At 36.2% G+C, this 18,628-nt stretch carries 20 protein-coding genes; 10 read left to right on the top strand and 10 right to left on the bottom strand.

The annotated features are described in order from the left end of the window. The first annotated feature begins 82 nt into the window (after nt 1-82). Complete coding sequence (purL, locus tag NOX80_RS10410; RefSeq protein ID WP_256549713.1) at nt 83-3,793, top strand: phosphoribosylformylglycinamidine synthase; 3,711 nt, start codon at nt 83-85, stop codon at nt 3,791-3,793. Nucleotides 3,794-3,813: 20 nt separating this feature from the next. Here purL and NOX80_RS10405 read toward each other — a convergent pair whose 3' ends face one another. Both NOX80_RS10405 and NOX80_RS10400 read right to left on the bottom strand, forming a co-directional pair. Then, on the bottom strand, nt 3,814-4,665 hold the full coding sequence (locus tag NOX80_RS10405; RefSeq protein ID WP_256549712.1) for an IS3 family transposase: 852 nt from the start codon (nt 4,663-4,665) through the stop codon (nt 3,814-3,816). A gap of 14 nt (nt 4,666-4,679) precedes the next feature. Then, nucleotides 4,680-5,108 carry a hypothetical protein gene (locus NOX80_RS10400; protein WP_256549711.1) on the bottom strand — a complete coding sequence of 143 codons (429 nt, stop codon included), beginning with the start codon at nt 5,106-5,108 and terminating at the stop codon, nt 4,680-4,682. 179 nt (nt 5,109-5,287) lie between these two features. On the opposite strand from NOX80_RS10400, the gene NOX80_RS10395 reads away from it, so the two are divergent. Continuing rightward, nucleotides 5,288-6,349 carry a tetratricopeptide repeat protein gene (locus tag NOX80_RS10395; protein ID WP_256549710.1) on the top strand — a complete coding sequence of 354 codons (1,062 nt, stop codon included), beginning with the start codon at nt 5,288-5,290 and terminating at the stop codon, nt 6,347-6,349. A 50-nt stretch (nt 6,350-6,399) separates the two neighbouring features. Here NOX80_RS10395 and NOX80_RS10390 read toward each other — a convergent pair whose 3' ends face one another. Then, on the bottom strand, nt 6,400-7,446 hold the full coding sequence (locus NOX80_RS10390) for an RluA family pseudouridine synthase (RefSeq protein ID WP_256549709.1): 1,047 nt from the start codon (nt 7,444-7,446) through the stop codon (nt 6,400-6,402). Beyond that, a complete protein-coding gene (locus tag NOX80_RS10385) occupies nt 7,436-8,056 on the bottom strand; it encodes a PASTA domain-containing protein (RefSeq protein ID WP_256549708.1) in 621 nt (206 codons plus the stop codon). The genes NOX80_RS10390 and NOX80_RS10385 overlap by 11 nt, the downstream gene beginning before the upstream one ends. Before the next feature lie 142 nt (nt 8,057-8,198). On the opposite strand from NOX80_RS10385, the gene NOX80_RS10380 reads away from it, so the two are divergent. Next, nucleotides 8,199-9,170, top strand: a complete 972-nt coding sequence (locus tag NOX80_RS10380; RefSeq protein WP_256549707.1) for a D-alanine--D-alanine ligase — start codon at nt 8,199-8,201, stop codon at nt 9,168-9,170. 5 nt (nt 9,171-9,175) lie between these two features. Further along, on the top strand, nt 9,176-9,631 hold the full coding sequence (gene coaD / locus NOX80_RS10375) for a pantetheine-phosphate adenylyltransferase (protein ID WP_256549706.1): 456 nt from the start codon (nt 9,176-9,178) through the stop codon (nt 9,629-9,631). 46 nt (nt 9,632-9,677) lie between these two features. On the opposite strand, the gene NOX80_RS10370 is transcribed toward coaD, so the two are convergent. Together NOX80_RS10370 and NOX80_RS10365 are read right to left on the bottom strand one after the other, a co-directional pair. Next, nucleotides 9,678-10,532 (bottom strand): T9SS type A sorting domain-containing protein, encoded by an 855-nt coding sequence (locus NOX80_RS10370; protein ID WP_256549705.1) that lies wholly within the window; start codon nt 10,530-10,532, stop codon nt 9,678-9,680. A gap of 275 nt (nt 10,533-10,807) precedes the next feature. Beyond that, the gene (locus NOX80_RS10365; RefSeq protein WP_256549704.1) at nt 10,808-11,689 is read right to left on the bottom strand and encodes a T9SS type A sorting domain-containing protein; all 882 of its coding nucleotides are present in this window, start codon (nt 11,687-11,689) and stop codon (nt 10,808-10,810) included. A gap of 112 nt (nt 11,690-11,801) precedes the next feature. On the opposite strand from NOX80_RS10365, the gene NOX80_RS10360 reads away from it, so the two are divergent. Then, a complete protein-coding gene (locus NOX80_RS10360; RefSeq protein WP_256549703.1) occupies nt 11,802-13,538 on the top strand; it encodes a M14 family metallopeptidase in 1,737 nt (578 codons plus the stop codon). 34 nt (nt 13,539-13,572) lie between these two features. Here the strand turns inward: NOX80_RS10360 and NOX80_RS10355 are convergent, their stop codons facing one another. Beyond that, nucleotides 13,573-14,175: an NUDIX hydrolase gene (locus NOX80_RS10355; protein ID WP_256549702.1), complete on the bottom strand. Its 603-nt coding sequence runs from the start codon at nt 14,173-14,175 to the stop codon at nt 13,573-13,575. A gap of 7 nt (nt 14,176-14,182) precedes the next feature. Here NOX80_RS10355 and pyrE point away from each other — a divergent pair, with 7 nt between their 5' ends. From pyrE to bla, 5 genes are all read left to right on the top strand, one after another. Further along, complete coding sequence (gene pyrE / locus NOX80_RS10350; protein ID WP_256549701.1) at nt 14,183-14,830, top strand: orotate phosphoribosyltransferase; 648 nt, start codon at nt 14,183-14,185, stop codon at nt 14,828-14,830. 33 nt (nt 14,831-14,863) lie between these two features. Then, nucleotides 14,864-15,256, top strand: a complete 393-nt coding sequence (locus NOX80_RS10345; protein ID WP_256549700.1) for an SRPBCC family protein — start codon at nt 14,864-14,866, stop codon at nt 15,254-15,256. 112 nt (nt 15,257-15,368) lie between these two features. Next, nucleotides 15,369-15,902: a hypothetical protein gene (locus tag NOX80_RS10340; protein WP_256549699.1), complete on the top strand. Its 534-nt coding sequence runs from the start codon at nt 15,369-15,371 to the stop codon at nt 15,900-15,902. Beyond that, nucleotides 15,892-16,419, top strand: coding sequence for a hypothetical protein (locus NOX80_RS10335; protein WP_256549698.1), 528 nt, complete (start codon nt 15,892-15,894; stop codon nt 16,417-16,419). The genes NOX80_RS10340 and NOX80_RS10335 overlap by 11 nt, the downstream gene beginning before the upstream one ends. Nucleotides 16,420-16,604: 185 nt before the next feature. Continuing rightward, nucleotides 16,605-17,501: a class A beta-lactamase, subclass A2 gene (bla, locus tag NOX80_RS10330; RefSeq protein WP_256549697.1), complete on the top strand. Its 897-nt coding sequence runs from the start codon at nt 16,605-16,607 to the stop codon at nt 17,499-17,501. A 2-nt stretch (nt 17,502-17,503) separates the two neighbouring features. Here bla and NOX80_RS10325 read toward each other — a convergent pair whose 3' ends face one another. The 3 genes from NOX80_RS10325 to NOX80_RS10315 are packed head-to-tail and all read right to left on the bottom strand — an operon-like array spanning nt 17,504 to nt 18,592. Then, a complete protein-coding gene (locus tag NOX80_RS10325) occupies nt 17,504-17,881 on the bottom strand; it encodes a YchJ family protein (RefSeq protein ID WP_256549696.1) in 378 nt (125 codons plus the stop codon). Further along, the gene (locus NOX80_RS10320) at nt 17,871-18,017 is read right to left on the bottom strand and encodes a hypothetical protein (RefSeq protein WP_256549695.1); all 147 of its coding nucleotides are present in this window, start codon (nt 18,015-18,017) and stop codon (nt 17,871-17,873) included. The genes NOX80_RS10325 and NOX80_RS10320 overlap by 11 nt, the downstream gene beginning before the upstream one ends. Next, entirely contained in the window at nt 18,014-18,592 is a 579-nt protein-coding gene (locus NOX80_RS10315) for a hypothetical protein (protein ID WP_256549694.1), read from the bottom strand. The genes NOX80_RS10320 and NOX80_RS10315 overlap by 4 nt, the downstream gene beginning before the upstream one ends. Between the last annotated feature and the right edge of the window lie 36 nt (nt 18,593-18,628).

Genomic DNA, 18,628 nt, shown 5'->3' with positions numbered 1-18,628 from the left:
AAATATAGGCTTACGAATTGTCTAATTGCCCGAATTAGATTAATTTTGCATTTTTTAAAACAACACACTAACAACACACACAATGATTCATTTCTTCGGAAACCCGACTAATACGGTTTTTGCAGTACAATCGCAAAACGAGCTTTCGGCTCAGGACATTACAAAATTAAACTGGCTGTTTGCAAGCACTTCTGAAAACCCTTGCACAGTTGTTAACGATATAAAGGCATCTTTGGATGCTTTTTTTGTTGGCCCTCGTGCAGCCATGATCACACCATGGAGTACTAATGCTGTTGAGATTACTCAGAATATGGGAATTTCCGGTATCATCCGTATCGAGGAGTTTGAAAAAGTAGCTGCGGATTTTACTGCTTTTGATCCGATGCTTTTCCAAAAGTACACTTCTCTAAATCAGGATATCTATACTATTAATATCCAACCGGAAGCAATCCTGGAAATTGAAGATATCGCTGCTTACAATCAGAAAGAAGGTTTGGCTTTAAGCGAGGAAGAAGTGGATTATCTTAATAATTTATCGGTAAAATTAGGCCGTAAATTAACCGATTCTGAAGTATTCGGTTTCTCACAGGTAAATTCAGAACACTGTCGTCACAAAATCTTTAACGGGACTTTTGTCATTGACGGTGAAGAAAAACCGACGTCCTTATTCAAATTGATCAAAAAAACATCGGAAACCAATCCGAATGACATTATATCGGCTTATAAAGATAACGTAGCTTTTATCAAAGGACCGAAAGTACAGCAGTTTGCTCCAAAAACAGCAGACAAACCGGATTTTTACGCCGTTAAAGAATTTGATTCCGTAATTTCCATTAAAGCGGAAACGCACAATTTCCCTACTACCGTAGAACCGTTTAACGGGGCTGCAACCGGTTCAGGAGGTGAAATTCGTGACCGTCTTGCCGGCGGACAAGGTTCGTTACCATTGGCCGGAACTGCGGTTTATATGACTTCTTATTCCCGATTGGAAGAGAATCGTCCGTGGGAAAAAGCAATGGACGAACGCAAATGGTTATACCAAACACCGATGGACATCCTGATCAAAGCTTCAAACGGTGCTTCTGATTTTGGAAATAAATTCGGTCAGCCGCTAATCACCGGTTCAGTACTAACTTTTGAGCATGAAGAAGAAGCTCGCAAATTAGGCTTTGACAAAGTAATCATGTTAGCCGGAGGTATCGGATACGGAAAAGAAAGTCAGGCTAAAAAATTAAAACCGTCTGTAGGTGATAAAGTGGTCATCTTAGGAGGTGAAAATTACCGTATCGGAATGGGCGGAGCTGCTGTTTCATCGGCAGATACCGGCGCATTCGGTTCCGGAATCGAATTAAACGCCATCCAACGTTCGAATCCTGAAATGCAAAAACGTGCGGCCAATGCGGTACGTGGTTTAGTCGAAAGTGACCACAACCCTATCGTATCAATTCACGATCACGGAGCGGGCGGACACTTAAACTGTTTATCCGAATTAGTAGAAGAAACCGGAGGTAAAATCGATTTAGACAAACTTCCTGTTGGCGACCCTACTCTTTCTGCAAAAGAAATTATCGGAAACGAATCTCAGGAACGTATGGGGTTGGTTATCGGAGAAAAAGATATTGAAACTTTACAACGCATCGCGGATCGTGAGCGTTCACCAATGTACACTGTTGGTGACGTAACCGGTGATCATCGTTTTACATTCGAATCGGCTACAACCGGTGTCAAACCAATGGATTTTGCTTTGGAAGACATGTTCGGTAGTTCTCCGAAAATGATCATGAGCGATAAAACCGTTGCCCGAAACTATAAAAACTCCGCTTATACTACAGCCAATATCCCAACCTATTTAAATCAGGTATTGCAATTGGAAGCAGTAGCCTGTAAAGACTGGTTAACCAATAAAGTAGACCGTTGTGTGGGCGGACGTGTTGCCAAACAGCAATGTGCCGGACCGTTACAATTACCGTTAAATAATGTCGGCGTAATGGCATTGGACTTCCAGGGTAAAGAAGGTATTGCTACAACGATCGGACACTCCCCTGTTGCTGCCTTAGTCGATCCGGTAGCCGGAAGTCGTACTGCTATTGGTGAAGCATTATCCAACATTGTTTGGGCACCGCTAAAAGATCGTTTAAACAAAGTATCTTTATCAGCTAACTGGATGTGGGCTTGTAAAAATGAAGGTGAAGATGCCCGTTTATATGAAGCTGTAAAAGGATGTTCTGATTTCGCTATTGAATTAGGTATCAATATTCCAACCGGAAAAGATTCCTTATCAATGAAACAAAAATATCCGAATGATGAAGTAATTGCACCGGGAACTGTTATTATTTCGGCAGCTGCTAACTGTACAGACATTACTAAAGTTGTAGAACCGGTATTACAACATAACGGAGGTTCTATTTATTATATTAACCTGTCGCAAGATGATTTCAAATTAGGAGGATCATCGTTTGCACAGATTTTAAATACTATCGGTGATTCGGTACCGACTATTACCGATGCTACTTATTTTAAAAATGCGTTTAACAGCATTCAGGAATTAATTGAAAAAGGGCATATTAAAGCCGGACACGATATCGGAAGCGGTGGTTTAATCACTACATTATTAGAAATGTGTTTTGCGGATGTAAACCTTGGTGCTTCATTTGACTTATCCGTTTTAGGAGAGCAAGATACCGTGAAAGCTTTATTTAATGAAAACATTGGTTTAGTATTCCAGGCCGATGCTGAAGCTGAAACTATTTTAAATACCAATGGTGTTGCTTTCTTTAAAATCGGAGAAGCAGTATCCGGTACTACCGTAACGATTACGAATAATACAGATACCTTTACGTTTAACGTATCTGAATTAAGAGATACCTGGTATAAAACTTCATTCTTATTAGACCAAAAACAGTCTAAAAACGGAATGGCGCAAGAGCGTTACAACAATTATAAAAACCAACCGCTGCAATATACCTTCCCGTCACATTTCGACGGTCAGAAACCGGTTATTGATAACTCGAAGCCAAGACCTAAAGCAGCGATTATCCGTGAGAAAGGAAGTAACTCGGAGCGTGAAATGGCCAATGCTATGTATCTGGCCGGATTTGACGTAAAAGACGTACACATGACCGACTTAATCACCGGACGTGAAACATTGGAAGACATCCAGTTTATCGGTGCTGTAGGAGGATTTTCCAATTCCGATGTTTTAGGATCCGCTAAAGGATGGGCCGGTGCTTTCTTATATAATGAAAAAGCTAACACAGCCTTGAAAAACTTCTTCCAACGTGAAGATACGCTTTCAGTAGGAATCTGTAACGGCTGTCAGTTATTTATGGAACTGGAACTAATCAATCCGGAACATGAAGTACACGGAAAAATGCACCACAATACCAGTGCAAAACACGAAAGTATCTTTACTTCCGTAACCGTACAACCGAACAATTCCGTAATGTTATCAACACTGGCAGGAAGCACATTAGGTGTATGGGTATCGCATGGTGAAGGTAAATTTAAATTACCGTATGCTGAAGATCAATATCAAATTGTCTCCAAATATGCTTACGAAGGCTATCCGGCTAACCCGAACGGTTCGGATTACAATACCGCAATGATGTGCGATACAACCGGACGTCATTTGGTAATGATGCCGCATATCGAGCGATCGACTTTCCCGTGGAACTGGGCGCATTATCCGGCCGGTCACCAGGATCAGGTTTCGCCATGGCACGAAGCGTTTGTAAATGCCCGTAAATGGATTGACAGCAAAATGACTAGTCCTAAAATAACGATACAGGATTAATACTAGTAAAAATAGCTTTTTTAGACAGAAGTAGCTTCCGAGTTACTTCTGTTTTTTGTTTTATAAGTTTTTATTTTAATACTTCTTTGTAAATGCATTTGATTAGGTGTTAGCATATAGTTTGACCAATGTGGTCTAATCTGGTTATATTTTTTAATAATCTCATCTATGAGTTTCTTCATTAAATATAGTTCAAGATGATAGGTATCAATTCTAAACTCTTGTTTTAATATTCCGTTTATTCTTTCAGCCACTGCGTTTTCATACGGATCTGAGTTTTGTGTCATACTGCATTTTAGACTGTATTTCTTTAATAAATACTGATACTCATCCGAACAATATTGTATTCCCCTGTCTGAATGATGTATCAATGATTCAGACTTAAATATCCTATTCTTACGAGCCATTTTTAAGGCTCTGATACAGCCTTGTGTACTGAGAGAATCAGATACATCATATCCCATTATCTTTTTTGAATAGGCATCAGTTATTAAACTCAGATAACAAGGCTTTTCTCGTTTTCCAATATAGGTGATATCTGATACCCACACTTGTTCCGGGCTTGTAATATCCAGCTCTTTTATCAAGTTAGGATGTTTTCTAAAACGATGGTGTGACCATGTGGTAAGATGATAACTCCTTTTGGGGTGTATCAATAAATGATTAGCTTTTAAAATAGAAAAAAACTTATCTCGGCCTACTTTTAATGCTTTAAGTTCAGTTATAAGAATATGATACAGTTTACGTGTTCCTAACCGAGGTTGAGCTATACGTTGCTCTTTTACAAGTGTTACAACCTGTTCTGCCAAGGTTCTTCTGAATTTAGCGCGCTTAATACTTCGATAATAAACCTGCCTGTTTATCCCGAACAAACCACAGGTAAAACTTATGTTTTCCTGCCTTTTTTGACTAAAGGATTGGATTGTCCGGGAGGTAAGTTTTTTCGAATATCGATATTGTATTCCTTTTCCGCAAGGTCTATCATCATATCAAAAATAATAGCTTTAGAATCAGAAATATGGTTTTGTTTTTCAAGCTGAGCTTTCTGCTTTTCCAAAAGTTTTACCTTGGCTTCAAGCTCCATAATTCGTTGTTCTGGTGTCTTTGGCATATTTGATGGTGTTTGGTTCTCCCAATCAAAGTTACCATATTTTCTGAGCCAATTCACAACTGTGGACCGTGCCTGGATACCATATTTCTTCTGGGCTGCATAAGTTGACAATTCTCCCGATTCAATTTCCTTTGTAATCTGAATCTTTAAACTTAAGGAGTAGTCTTTTTGGGTACGTTTAACATAAGTGGTTTGTTTTTCCATAATAACGCTTTTTTTTGTATCGTTATTTCAGGACGAGACAAAAAACAAATAATAAAAAATGCCCTGATGATCATCGGGGCATTTTTTTATATCTTATAGAATATTGCTAAAAATCGAAATGAAAGGTTTATGTTTGCGATCTCTTACAAATAACAAATTCATCGATAAACTTATTACAAATGAAATTCGTTTTTTTTCTATTTGGTATGCTATTCACGCTGAATACATTTTCTCAAACTCCAAATGAACAAGCCAGGGCAAAAGCCAAGGAAGCCATTAAATTAATGGACAATGGTGAAATCGACAAAAGCATTACCCTTTTAGAAGAGTGTCAAAAAATTGACCCTAAAGATTTCATCTATTCGTATGAAATTGCCTATGCTCATATGCAGAAAAAAGATTACGAGAAAGCAATCGCTATTCTAAACAAAACCAAAAAGTACCAAAACATAAACAGTCAGGTATACCAAATGTCCGGTAATTGCTACAGTTACCTTAATCAGCCGGAAAAAGCAATAAAAGAATATGATGCGGGTTTAAAAATTTTCCCTAATTCGGGTAACCTTCACTTAGAAAAAGGAAATGTTTTTCTAATACAGAAAAAATACGATGAAGCCTATTCCAATTATATAAAAGGGGTGGAAAGTGATCCGATGTATTCTTCCAATTATTATCGTCTAGCTCAATTGCTATCAGATTCAAATCAAAAGCTTTCGGGACTTATTTATGGTGAGATTTTTATGAATCTGGAGCGAACAACTAAGCGAACTTTAGAAGTAAGTAAATTATTATATAAAACCTACCAAGATGCTATTACTATAACCAATGATAGTACTAAAATTGATTTCTGTCAAATTATTATTACGACAAATGAATTAGAAAACGGTAAATTTAAAATGCCATTCTGCGGTATATTCGGAAAGAATTTTATGTTGGCTATGACCAATGAAAAGGAAATTAATCTTAAATCATTAGCTAAAATGCGATCTGCTTTTTTACAATATTATTTTAAAGAGGATTATAAAGACTATCCGAATGTGCTTTTCGATTATCATAAAAAATTACAGGACCATAACTTAATGGAATCCTATACGTATTATCTGCTACAAATGGGTAATCCGGAAGAGTTCAAAAAATGGCAGGAACAAAACCAAAAGCAATTTCAGACATTTAAAGATTGGTATACCGATCCTGAAAATTATCTTACCATTACCCAAACAAACGCTTATTTGCCTGATTAATAAAAAAGCCTGAATCAAAATTGATTCAGGCTTTTTTATTACAATCGCTTTTATTCTTCTTCTTCCATTGTATGGGACTTCGAATACGTACGCCATTTTTCGATACATTCTTTCATATCCTGTGGCAATTCTGTGTCAAATCGCATAAACTCTTTGGTTGTCGGATGTTCGAAACCAAGTGTTTTAGCATGTAACGCTTGTCTTGGCAACGTTTTAAAACAATTATCAATAAACTGTTTGTATTTGGTAAACGTTGTTCCTTTTAAAATCAGATGTCCGCCATAACGCTCATCATTAAATAAAGTATGTCCGATGGACTTCATATGTGCGCGAATCTGATGTGTACGACCGGTTTCCAGAATACAGGAAACTAATGTCACATATCCGAAACGTTCGATCACTTTATAATGTGTTACCGCATGTTTACCGAAATCTTCACTGTCATAGACCGCCATTTGCATTCGATCTTTCATGTGGCGACCGATATAGCCTTCAATCGTTCCTTCCTCCTCTTCAATATTACCCCATACCAGTGCCACATATTCTCTTTCAGAAGTTTTGTCGGCAAACTGTTTGGTCAGATACGCCATAGCCATATCCGTTTTAGCTACCACCAATAAACCGGTAGTATCCTTATCGATTCGGTGTACCAATCCCGGACGCTCACTACTGTTTAGCGGTAAGTTTTCAAAATGATACGCCAATGCATTGACCAGCGTTCCGGTATAATTTCCGTGTCCCGGATGCACAACCAATCCGGCCGGTTTATTGATAACCAAAAGTTGATCATCTTCATAAACAATATCCAGCGGAATATTTTCAGGGATTATAATGTTTTCAAAAGGCGGTTGCTCCATTAAAACCCGCACTACATCAAATGCTTTTACTTTGTAGTTGGATTTAACCGGAACATCATTTACAAAGATATTTCCGTTAGTCGCTGCCTGTTGAATTTTATTTCTTGTTGCATTTTCAACAAGGTTCATTAAAAACTTATCTACCCGCAAAGGTGCCTGACCTTTAGCAGCTTCAAAGCGATAATGTTCAAATAATTCGCCGTCTAAATCGGCGTCTTCTATATTGCTATTATTCTGCATTACTTTCTGTTGTCTGTTCTTTAGCCGGAATACTGTCGTTTGTAGTTTCTTCTACATAACCGGTTTTACCGTCTCCTAAAACCAAATCGATTTTAGATGCTTTTAATACTTTATCACCTGCTTTTAATGGTTTACCGTTTTGTTTCATTTCCAAAACGACATCTTTAGCCATATAAGGTACATATTTTATCGTTCCTTCATCTAAGCCAAGCGCTCGTAAAGTCGATAATGATTGACGGTATGTTTTCTGAATCAAGTCCGGTACGGTAACCTGCGAATAACCGCCTGAATTTACCTTAACGTAAACTTTACGGCCATCTTTTACCGTCACACCCGGTAACGGATCCTGTTCCACAATAGAATACGGCGGAAAATCGGCTCTGAAATCAACTGTGTCTAACAAATGGATTTCCAGATCAATATCATTTAATTTTTCTTCGGCTTTTTCAACGCTCATTTTGCCCAGATTCGGCACCGGAATTTCTTCCCCGTGATTGGTTGCATAGCCCAGCCATTGCATCACTAAAACCACAAAAACAATAAGGATAATTAATGCTAATGCTAAATTTTTAAAGAATGTAAAACTAGTTAAAAACTTTTTCCAGCTCATAGATATTCGAATTTTGGCAAATATATAAAATACTAGAGGTTTTACTTTCATTACCGCCTTATATTTTATACCCTAACCCAGAATGATTCAACAAATAATAATACTTTTGTAATATACTAACTCACTATTCAAACGTAGTAAAATGAAAAATGTTGCCATTATAATGGGAGGTTATTCCAGTGAATACCAAATTTCCTTAACCAGTGGAAATGTAGTCTACACTTATTTAGACAAATCCAAATACAACGCCTATCGCATCCATATTTTCAAAGACAAATGGGTTATGGTTGACGACAATAACGTTGAATTCCCTGTAAACCGTCATGATTTTACTGTTGCATACGAAGGCAATACGCTTACGTTTGATGTTGTGTTTAATGCTATTCACGGAACACCGGGTGAAGATGGCTTAATGCAGGCTTATTTTGAGTTATTAGGAATTCCGCAAACTTCCTGCGATTATTATCAGGCTGCACTGACTTTTAATAAACGGGATTTATTATCGGTTTTAAAGCCTTATGGTATCAAAACGGCAACATCCTATTATTTGAATCAGGGTGACACCATCAATCCTGAAGCTATTATTCAGACCGTTGGTTTACCTTGTTTTGTAAAACCAAACAAATCCGGTTCCAGTTTTGGTATTTCGAAAGTAAAAACGGAAGCCGAATTACTGCCGGCAATTGAAAACGCGTATAAAGAAGACAACGAGATTATTATTGAAAGTTTCCTTGACGGTACCGAAGTTTCCGTTGGCGTTATCAATTATAAAGGAGAAATTAAAGTATTACCGATAACCGAGATTGTTTCTGAAAATGATTTCTTTGACTATGAAGCGAAATATCTTGGGAAATCTCAGGAAATCACTCCGGCCCGAATTACAGCGGAATTAACTGAAAAAATAAACGCCGTTGCGAAACGCGCTTACGAAGTATTAAAGATGAAAGGATTTTCCCGTAGTGAATTTATTATTGTAAACGGAGAACCGCATATGTTGGAAATGAATACGATTCCGGGACTAACCACCGAAAGTATTCTCCCGCAACAAGCGCGCGAAGCCGGAATTTCGTTAACCGATTTATTCGATAATGCGATTACTTTAGCCTTAAAATAAAATATATGAGAAAAGCTATATTTCCCGGATCTTTTGACCCGATTACTTTGGGACACTACGATATTATTAACCGGGCTTTACCGTTGTTTGATGAAATTGTAATTGCCATCGGAGTGAATGCTGAGAAAAAGTATATGTTTTCTCTGGAAGAACGATTAAAGTTCATTACCGATGCTTTTAAAAACGAACCTAAAATCACGGTGATCACCTATACCGGATTAACGATCGACTTATGCCAGAAATTAAACGCACAGTTTATTCTTCGCGGACTTCGTAATCCGGCCGATTTCGAATTTGAAAAAGCGATTGCACATACGAACCGAAAACTATCACAAATCGAAACCGTATTTCTGTTAACCGCCGCCAGTACGTCTTACATCAGTTCCAGTATAGTGCGAGATGTAATTCGAAACGGAGGAGATTATACCGTTTTGGTTCCCGAATCTGTAGTTATAGCATAAAAAAAGTCGCCTTAAGGCGACTTTTTATTTATAAGCTAAAACAATATTATTGCTTTACAATTTTCTTTACAAGAGTACCTTCAGCAGTTTCCATGTTTAATACATAAATTCCGGTAGCAAATCCAGAGATATCAATTGTATTACCGTTGTTTACGTTTACTGCGAATTGTTTTCCTGAAATATCAACTAATTCCGCTTTATTAATTTGTAATTCGTTCGGTAATTCTACTGTAAATACACCAGAAGTCGGGTTTGGATAAACAGCAACTAATTTTGATGCAAATTCATTAACACCAAGTGTAGAACCTACCGCATTGATTACCATGTGAACATCCGGGAAATTAATTGCAGCTACATCTGTCGGGTTTGCAATAGAACAAGCCGTAGAAGAGATATAACTCGGTGCTGTTTGCGGAGCCGTATTCGATCCTAATGAAATGTTTACTCCGGTTGTAGCTGCAGCATATCCAACTTCAACTACTAATGTTTCATTTGCCGCTACCGTTCCTGTTACTGTTACCGGTACCGTTACGATAGTTCCGACATTTGCAGTTTGAACAGTATAGTCAGCTTGTCCTAACAAAGTATATCCTGTTGGGAATCCGGATGGGAAATTTGCTGTCGTTTTATACGCTTTAACCGTTACTACATAACCGTTAGGAGCCGTTAATGACGCAACACCAAACTGAATTGATGCTAAGTTAAAAGCAGAAGTTATTCCCATTGAACTCAAATTAAAAGCTCTGTAATATCTATTGTCGCTGGAAGTTGCTGTAGAGCTATTTCCACAAGCAACAGTGTTACCATTGATAGCCTGTGAACTTGAATGCGTCAATACAACTTGTGCATCAACCGCAAAAGACATTAAAGAAAGTAAAAATAAAAGTGTAATTTTTTTCATGTTTGTTTTGTTTTTTGTTATAGTACGAAATTACACATAAAAAAATATCATTCCCAAAAAAATACGTTATAAATGTAAAAAAATCACAAATAAGCGACATATTTTATAATAATCCTATATCTCGTTTCATTCTGACCATTCTATCCTATATAACTCTCTTCACTATCAATTCTTTAAAAGGAAAACCGAAGCGACAATTATTTTTTCACCTACTTTTAATTCAATAAAAATCTTACACGAATCAAACTACAGCAACTAACTTATATAACCCAAACTTATTGTTTTATAATCTTCTTAACCAATATCCCATAATTCGTTTCCAGGCTAAGGAAATAAACACCGTTTATAAAACCGGAAATATCTACTTCACCATCACTTCCCGCTTTAACCGTAAATTTTCTACCATTCACATCCATCATATCAATATTTTTAATCCGAATTCCTTCCGGCATTGTAACTTTAAAACTTCCTGAAGTAGGGTTCGGATAAATTATCACCTGATCACTTTTTTGAGAAAATGCAGGATTAGCAAGTGTTTGCACGCCTATCAGATTGAGCACAAGATTGGAATCAGGAGTACCACCTGCTTTGACCGTATTAATGTTGACAGGGGATGGAATTCCACAACTATTGGAAGAAAAATAACTAATCCCCGTCTCTCCTGATGCGTTAGATCCCAGAATCAATAATTTTCCTTTTGTTTTCGGGCCGTTATAGCCTATTTCGACCACCAAATTATTACCCGACGGTACCACAACATCTAAAGGAACATTCACTATTTTTCCGATATCATCTATTGTTACAGGATACATCTTTTTCTTTAACAAAGTATAACCGTCATTAGGATAACCTGCCGGAAAATCAGCATTTGTCCTATACACTCTTACATGTACAATAAATCCAAAGCTTTGAGCATCCATCAAAAGCGTTTGAATACCGAACTGAACCGAATGCAAGTTAAATTCTCCTGTAACTCCCATCTCATTTAATTTAAAATGCCGATAGTATTTATTACCTCTCGAAGTAGTCGTAAGTGTATCGATACAACTATGTGTATGATTTCCTATCTCCTGTGATAAAGATTGTGTAAGTGTAACCTGTGCCTCTGCAACAAGTGATGCAAAAAACAGCACGCAAATAAAAGTAATTGTTTTCATCTTTATATTTTTTTATATTATTTTACAGTTCAAAATGACCCAAAATCAGAAAGTAAAAAAAGTAAACTAATCAACTCAGAAACATATCATTACAAATAAAACAAATACCTAGATGAATACAGCATCCCGATCCCTACTCCTTCTCTTTTTGTCTTCTTGTTTTTCATTAATGGCTCAACAAAAGCAGCTGACTCCCTATGAAAAGGGAAACGGAAACCAAACGGCCACTTATGAAGAAACGATAGCTTACTATGAAGTCCTTGCTAAATCTTTTGAAAGTATTTCAATGAAAACTATGGGATTGACAGATAGCGGAGAACCTTTGCATATTGTTACTTATAACCCGGAAAAAAAATTTGATTTTAATACGTTGCAAAAGGAGAAAGCAATCATTCTGATTAATAATGGGATACACCCGGGTGAACCGGATGGTATTGACGCTACAATGCTGCTATTTCGCGATCTGGCCTCGGGAAAAATTGCTGCTCCAAAAAATACCGTTATCGTGACGATTCCTATTTATAATATCGGAGGGGCTTTAAATCGTAATGCTACATCAAGAGTCAACCAAAACGGACCGGAAGAATTCGGTTTTCGCGGAAATGCCCGAAATTATGATCTGAACCGGGATTTTATCAAATCGGATACCCGAAATGCCCGTAGTTTTGCCGAAATATTTCAATTGGTCTATCCGGATGTTTTTATCGACAATCACGTAAGTAACGGAGCCGATTACCAATACACATTAACCTATATCGCTACTCATTATCAGAAATTAGGCGGTAAAGCCGGAAGTTATTTTAACAACGAAATGTATCCTTCCATTTTAAAAGACTTGCAGTCCAAAAAAATTGAACCGGTACCTTACGTTAATATCTACAATAAAACTCCGGAAAACGGTTTTGCAAAAAATATGGAAACAGCGCGTTTTTCAACCGGTTATGCCTCTTTATTTAATTCGTTCGGAGCGATGGTCGAAACGCATATGCTAAAAAAATACAGCGATCGTGTTAAGGTGACATATGAATATATGCTCAGTACGCTTCGCTATACGGATAACAACTATCAAACCTTAAAAAAGATTCGTAAAGAAACATTGGAAGCTTATAAGCCGAATGAAAAGTATACGGTAGAATGGGTAATTGATTCCGCTAAAGTAACTCAGATTCCGTTTTTGGGATATGAAGGAAAATACAAACCCAGTGATGTTTCCGGTAAACCGCGATTGTATTACGACCGAACTAAACCTTTTCGTAAAATGATCCCGCATTATGAAATCTATAAACCCAAAAAACAAGTTAGCATCCCGGAATATTATGTTATCCCGAAACAATGGTGGAATGTAATTGATTTGCTAAAGCTTAACAATATTGAGATGAAACGCTTGCAACAAGATAGTCTTATCACAGTTGAAAGTTACCGAATAGCGGATTATAAAACCGGGAATTCGGCTTTTGAAGGCCATTATTCGCATTATAATACCAATGTAACAACTACAACGGTAGCGCAAAAATTTAAAAAAGGAGATTACCTGATTCCAACGCAACAGAAAAATGTAAAATTCCTTTTGGAAACGCTGGAACCGGAGGCTGTAGATTCTTATTTTAACTGGAATTTCTTTGATGCGATCCTGCAACAAAAAGAGTATTATTCGCCTTATGTATTCGAAGATGTCGCCAAACAATTGTTAATTGACAATCCGGAATTAAAAAAAGCGCTGGATGAAAAAAGAAAAAATGATCCTAAATTTGAAAGCAGTGGCGATGCCCAACTGGATTGGGTGTACCGCAATTCCAAATATTATGAAAAATCACATATGCAATACCCTGTATATCGCATTATCAAATAAAAAAAGCCGGCAAAAATTAAAATTGCCGGCTTTTTTATTCTGTTACTTTTTCAGGTTCAAATAAGAGTTTAATGTTTTCGTAGGAGTTTTTCAATGCCTCCTTCACTTCATCTGGCTTTAACCAGGCTACTTTTTCGATTCCTTCTTCTATCTGACCTTGTGTTATGCCTTCAAAGTTGGTTTTCATTTCAAACCAATGCGTTACTTTTAATTTATAACGCCCGTTTCTTTTAAAAACATGATAGGTTTTTTGCAGTTTTTGCACAATTTTCAATCCCGTTACTCCGGTTTCTTCTTCTACTTCCCGAATAGCCGTTTCCTCGATTTCTTCGCGTTTTTCAATACCGCCTTTGGGTAAATCCCATTTCCCGTTTCTAAAAATAAAAAGCACCTCTCCTTTCTTATTATAAACTAATCCGCCGCCGGCTTTTACCACCGGGATTTTGGCCTTTAGTTTCTTCATAATCTCCTTTTCGTCAGGATAATACAAAAAAGCTTTTGAGATCTTGTTTTGAAACATTTTTACAATAACTTGCTTTATATCAACACTCTCCAAAAGAAAAAGCTGAAAATCGGTTTCTTTAACAATCTTATTTGTCAAGAAAAGTGGTTTGTCGTTCACAAAAACTTTATACATTTGTACTATGATTTTTAATACAGACACAGCTAAAAAAACTGCCGAATTGCTTTTACAAATAAACGCAATTAAATTAAATCCAAAAAATCCTTTTACATGGGCTTCTGGATGGAAATCGCCAATTTACTGCGATAACCGTATAACACTTTCATTTCCACCGATCCGGAATTATATCCGTGACGAATTTGCGAAACACATCGAAAAAGAGTTCGGGAAACCGGATGTTATTGCCGGTGTAGCTACCGGAGCTATCGGAATCGGAATACTGGTAGCTGAATATCTGGGACTTCCGTTTGTATATGTACGTCCGGAACCTAAAAAACACGGTCGACAAAATCAGGTGGAAGGCTTTTTACAAAAAGGACAAAACGTAGTGGTTATCGAAGACCTTATCAGTACCGGAAAAAGTAGTTTAATGGCCGTTGAAGCCTTAAAAGAAGCCGGAGCGAATGTAAAAGGAATGGTTGCCATCTTTACCTACGGTTTTGATCTGGCGCAGGATAATTTTAAAGCGGCCAATGTCGACTTATATACTCTTGGGAATTACGATACCCTTTTGGAAGAAGCTGTAGCCAAACAATACATCACAGAAGCCGAGCACGAAACCCTGAAAGAGTGGCGTAAAAATCCGTCAACCTGGGGAATTGAAGTTTAACACTATTATTTTAGCAAATAACCTTTACGCAATATGAATTTAGAAAGCCCGAAAGTTAACGTAGAAAAATCCGCACAATATTTATTTGATGCGCTAACCGATGTAAAAAACTTTGAGAAGTTAATGCCTGAGAATATCGCTAAATTCGAAGTATTGGACGAAAATGCTTTTATCTTCGGTTTAAAAGGAATGCCGGAAATCAAATTAAAAATGAAAGATAAAGTAGCTCCGAACAAAGTGGTTTTAGGTGCTGCAAGCGATAAATTACCTTTTTCATTAACCGCTAACATTAACGCTTTAACAGCGAATACTTCTGAAGTTCAGTTGTTATTTGAAGGTGAGTTTAATGCCATGATGGCGATGATGGTTAAAGGACCTATCGGTAAATTTATCGAAACTTTAGCCGGTAACATGAATAAATTGTAATTCATACGACATATCGTATTATTATACGGCCTTTTAGTTTCGACTAAAAGGCTTTTTTTTATCTATTAAAATAGTCGGATTTATTGTATATTTAGTTGTTATTTTCAATTCTATGAAAAAAGAAATTCAAACTCTAATCGATCGCATAAATCATCGTTTTGATAAAGTGCATTATGTAGTAAAAAAAGAAAGAAGTCTTCAATCATTAAATAAAACACTGCTTTCAAATGCAAAAAAATATAAAGAAAATATCAATGATATTCAAAAATTATATTCAACTAATAAAAACAAAATTTTCATAGACCATCAATCTTTTGAATTAGTTGCATGTAGCATTGGTGCTAAAGGAATTAAATATTCAAGCTTTGGTTCATCACATCGAATATTACCTGCTCATAAATACTTAAAACCAATTAAAACCCTTTTACTGAATAAACTTGGTCAAATAGGGCATGAATCAAATCGAACACGTACACCAAATATAATCGGGAAATGTGCTGAAGTCAAAGCTTTTAATAACCTTTTAAAACGTGAATCAAAACTTAGCGAAAATAATGTTATTTTCACTAAAGCTATTAGACCTAGAACATTAGAAAAAATTTTAAGGTGTGAAAATTGTGAAAAAATTTTTGGATATGAAAATTAATAACTCATCAGATTTTGATTTAGATCTCTTCTTTAGTTGTAAATGTTTTCCATTTATTTGCCATTTTGCAACTGGGGGATTAAAAATTAGTGATGAAAATTTTTTCACACAATATCACAATAATTTAAGAAACAAGACATTAAACAACAATCCATTTAAATTTGAATACAGATTAAATCCAAATTTAGAGAAAATTATTGCTAATAAAAGAGAAATTGACCCTGAGTTTGATTTCGAAAATTATACTAGAGATTTTATAAAATATGCTCAATTTGGTTTTTTTTCTTTTGATAGAACATATTTAGATGCTCCAGATTCAAATCTTTTTCATTTAGTTGCATACCCAATTATTGACAACCATAACAGATTTGAAATGTTCCAGTATTTCAAAGAAGATTATTTTCATTTTCTTTATAATTACAAATCTGATTTTAATTTTGATATGAATAGAAGTTACACAGACATTCATGATTTTATAAATGAAAATTTTAAAAATAGTATTAAAATAAAGATGTAAAATTATGTACAACAGAAGTTCGCCCAATGGAAGGATTCAAGGCAGTTTTTAAAGCTTTGTTTTTTTAATTCCTCAAAAGCAATTATATTGACTTTTGCTTACATTGTCACAAAATTGAAATTTTTCGCTTTAATTTTAGTCTTGTGTATAGATCCTCGAAACGTTAATATAAATACTATTCAAACATGAAATTCTTTAAAATTTTACCCGTTATACTCGCTCTCTTCTTCGGAGCCAATTTATTAGCGCAAACCCACCGATTAAAAACACAATTACGGGAAATCATTAAAGACAAAAAAGCAACAGTCGGTATTGCCGTATATAATTTTACGACTAAAGATACACTAACGATCAATAACACTCCTGACTTTCCAACGATGAGTGTTTATAAATTTCATGTTGCTCTGGCTATTCTCCATCAGGTTGATAAAGGCAAACTACAACTCGATCAGGATATTTTTGTAAAGAAATCGGAATTACTCGAAAACACGCATAGTCCGTTACGGGAGAATTATCCGTATGGAAATATCAACATCAAACTAAGCGAACTGATCCATTATATGGTATCCTTGAGCGACAATAATGCCTGTGATATTCTGTTTCGTCTGGCCGGAGGCACGAAACAAGTAGACCGGTATATTCGGAACCTGAAAATAAAAAATACGAAGATTGCAGCAACAGAAGAACAAATGCATCAGAATTGGGAAAACCAGTATCTGAATACCACTTCCCCTTTTGCCGCGGTACAATTGCTACAACAGTTTTATCAGATGAAGATTCTTTCTGCTTCGTCTTACGATTATTTATTAAATGTAATGTTGAGTACACAAACCGGTCCGGATAAAATAAAAGGTCTTTTACCAAAAGATATACTTGTAGCGCATAAAACCGGTAGCTCTTTTCGTAGTAAAGAAGGCTTAAAAGCGGCTGAAAACGATATCGGAATTGTTTTTTTACCGGGCGGACAAACCTATGCTATTGCTGTATTTGTCAAAAATTCAATGGAAGACGACATCACAAACAACGCTATTATTGCGCGTGTATCCAAAGCTGTATTTGATCATTATTCAATTAAAAAATAGTATTAATAGAACTTTCCGTCTACATAAAACCAGTTTCCGTTTTGTAGTTTAAATGTTGATTTTTCATGGTGAATCTGTGACTGTAAAGTGGCATCCAGAAAATAGGCTTTAAATTCAACTGTCGATTCGGTTGCTTTGATCACTTCCAGTTTAAGCCATTGATTGGTCACCGCCCATTGTTCAATATCTTTTTTCGAATGGTATTTACGTTGTGAAATATGCGTAGTTTTGAGTAGGTAGTCAATCGCATGAACCGCATAAGCCGAATATCGGGAACGCATCAACGCTTCAGCTGTAGGAGCTGCTTTATCTCCTTTTATATAAATTTCACAACAATCCGAAAACGGAAGCGAATTACCGCAATAACAATTATTGTTCATTTTCTTCTGTATTAAATTTTTGCAGGATCATTTTCAATTTTGCTTTTCGCTCTACTTCCGAACGTTGTTCCCGCTGTTTTTTTTGATTGATTTTTTTACTGTGCTTTTTTCTGTTTTCTTCGTTTTGCCGACTCATCCCAAAAATTGTTGTTTGATTTGCTGTATTGTTTTGTTGGTTGTAATCAAATCGGTAATCACGATTTTACGCATTGCTTCAAAATCATCATACTCCAGATATTTTGCCCAGCTATCCTCTTCAAACAATTTTTTAAGCTGTTGCATCCTTTTCGTCGTTTCGGCTGCATTGCGTAATATTGCTTTATTATCATATTCCGGATTTGACTTATGCTGAAAATTCACTGTATTGGTTTCCGGATTCCATTCGATATAAAACAAATGATCGGTCTCATTATTCGGATAAAAATCCGTCCATTTGGCATAACCCGTTTTAGCAACCGTATTATTCGTCTTTCCTTCCTTTAAAGGTAACAAACGCCAACGACAATTAGCCGCTCTCCCCCAGTGATCGGAAGTTCGATAAACGCCTTCTTCCGTAAAATGATAAGCGCTTCCCGATTTACTGTTATAATGAAAGTTTATTCCGCTTACTTCATCTGCGCCGACTTCCTTAAAAATACAAAAGGTATGTTTAAAAAAATTCGTTTTATTGTACACTTTCCCATTCATCCGGCAAAGATAGTAAATGCACATTTAAGAATTTTAATTGGTATTTAATCCTGTCCCCCT

This window comes from Flavobacterium cerinum, from assembly GCF_024496085.1.
In the GTDB taxonomy this organism is placed as follows: domain Bacteria; phylum Bacteroidota; class Bacteroidia; order Flavobacteriales; family Flavobacteriaceae; genus Flavobacterium; species Flavobacterium cerinum_A.
Note: the sequence above shows the minus strand (reverse complement) of the source record. Positions and strands in the feature narration are given on the sequence as shown.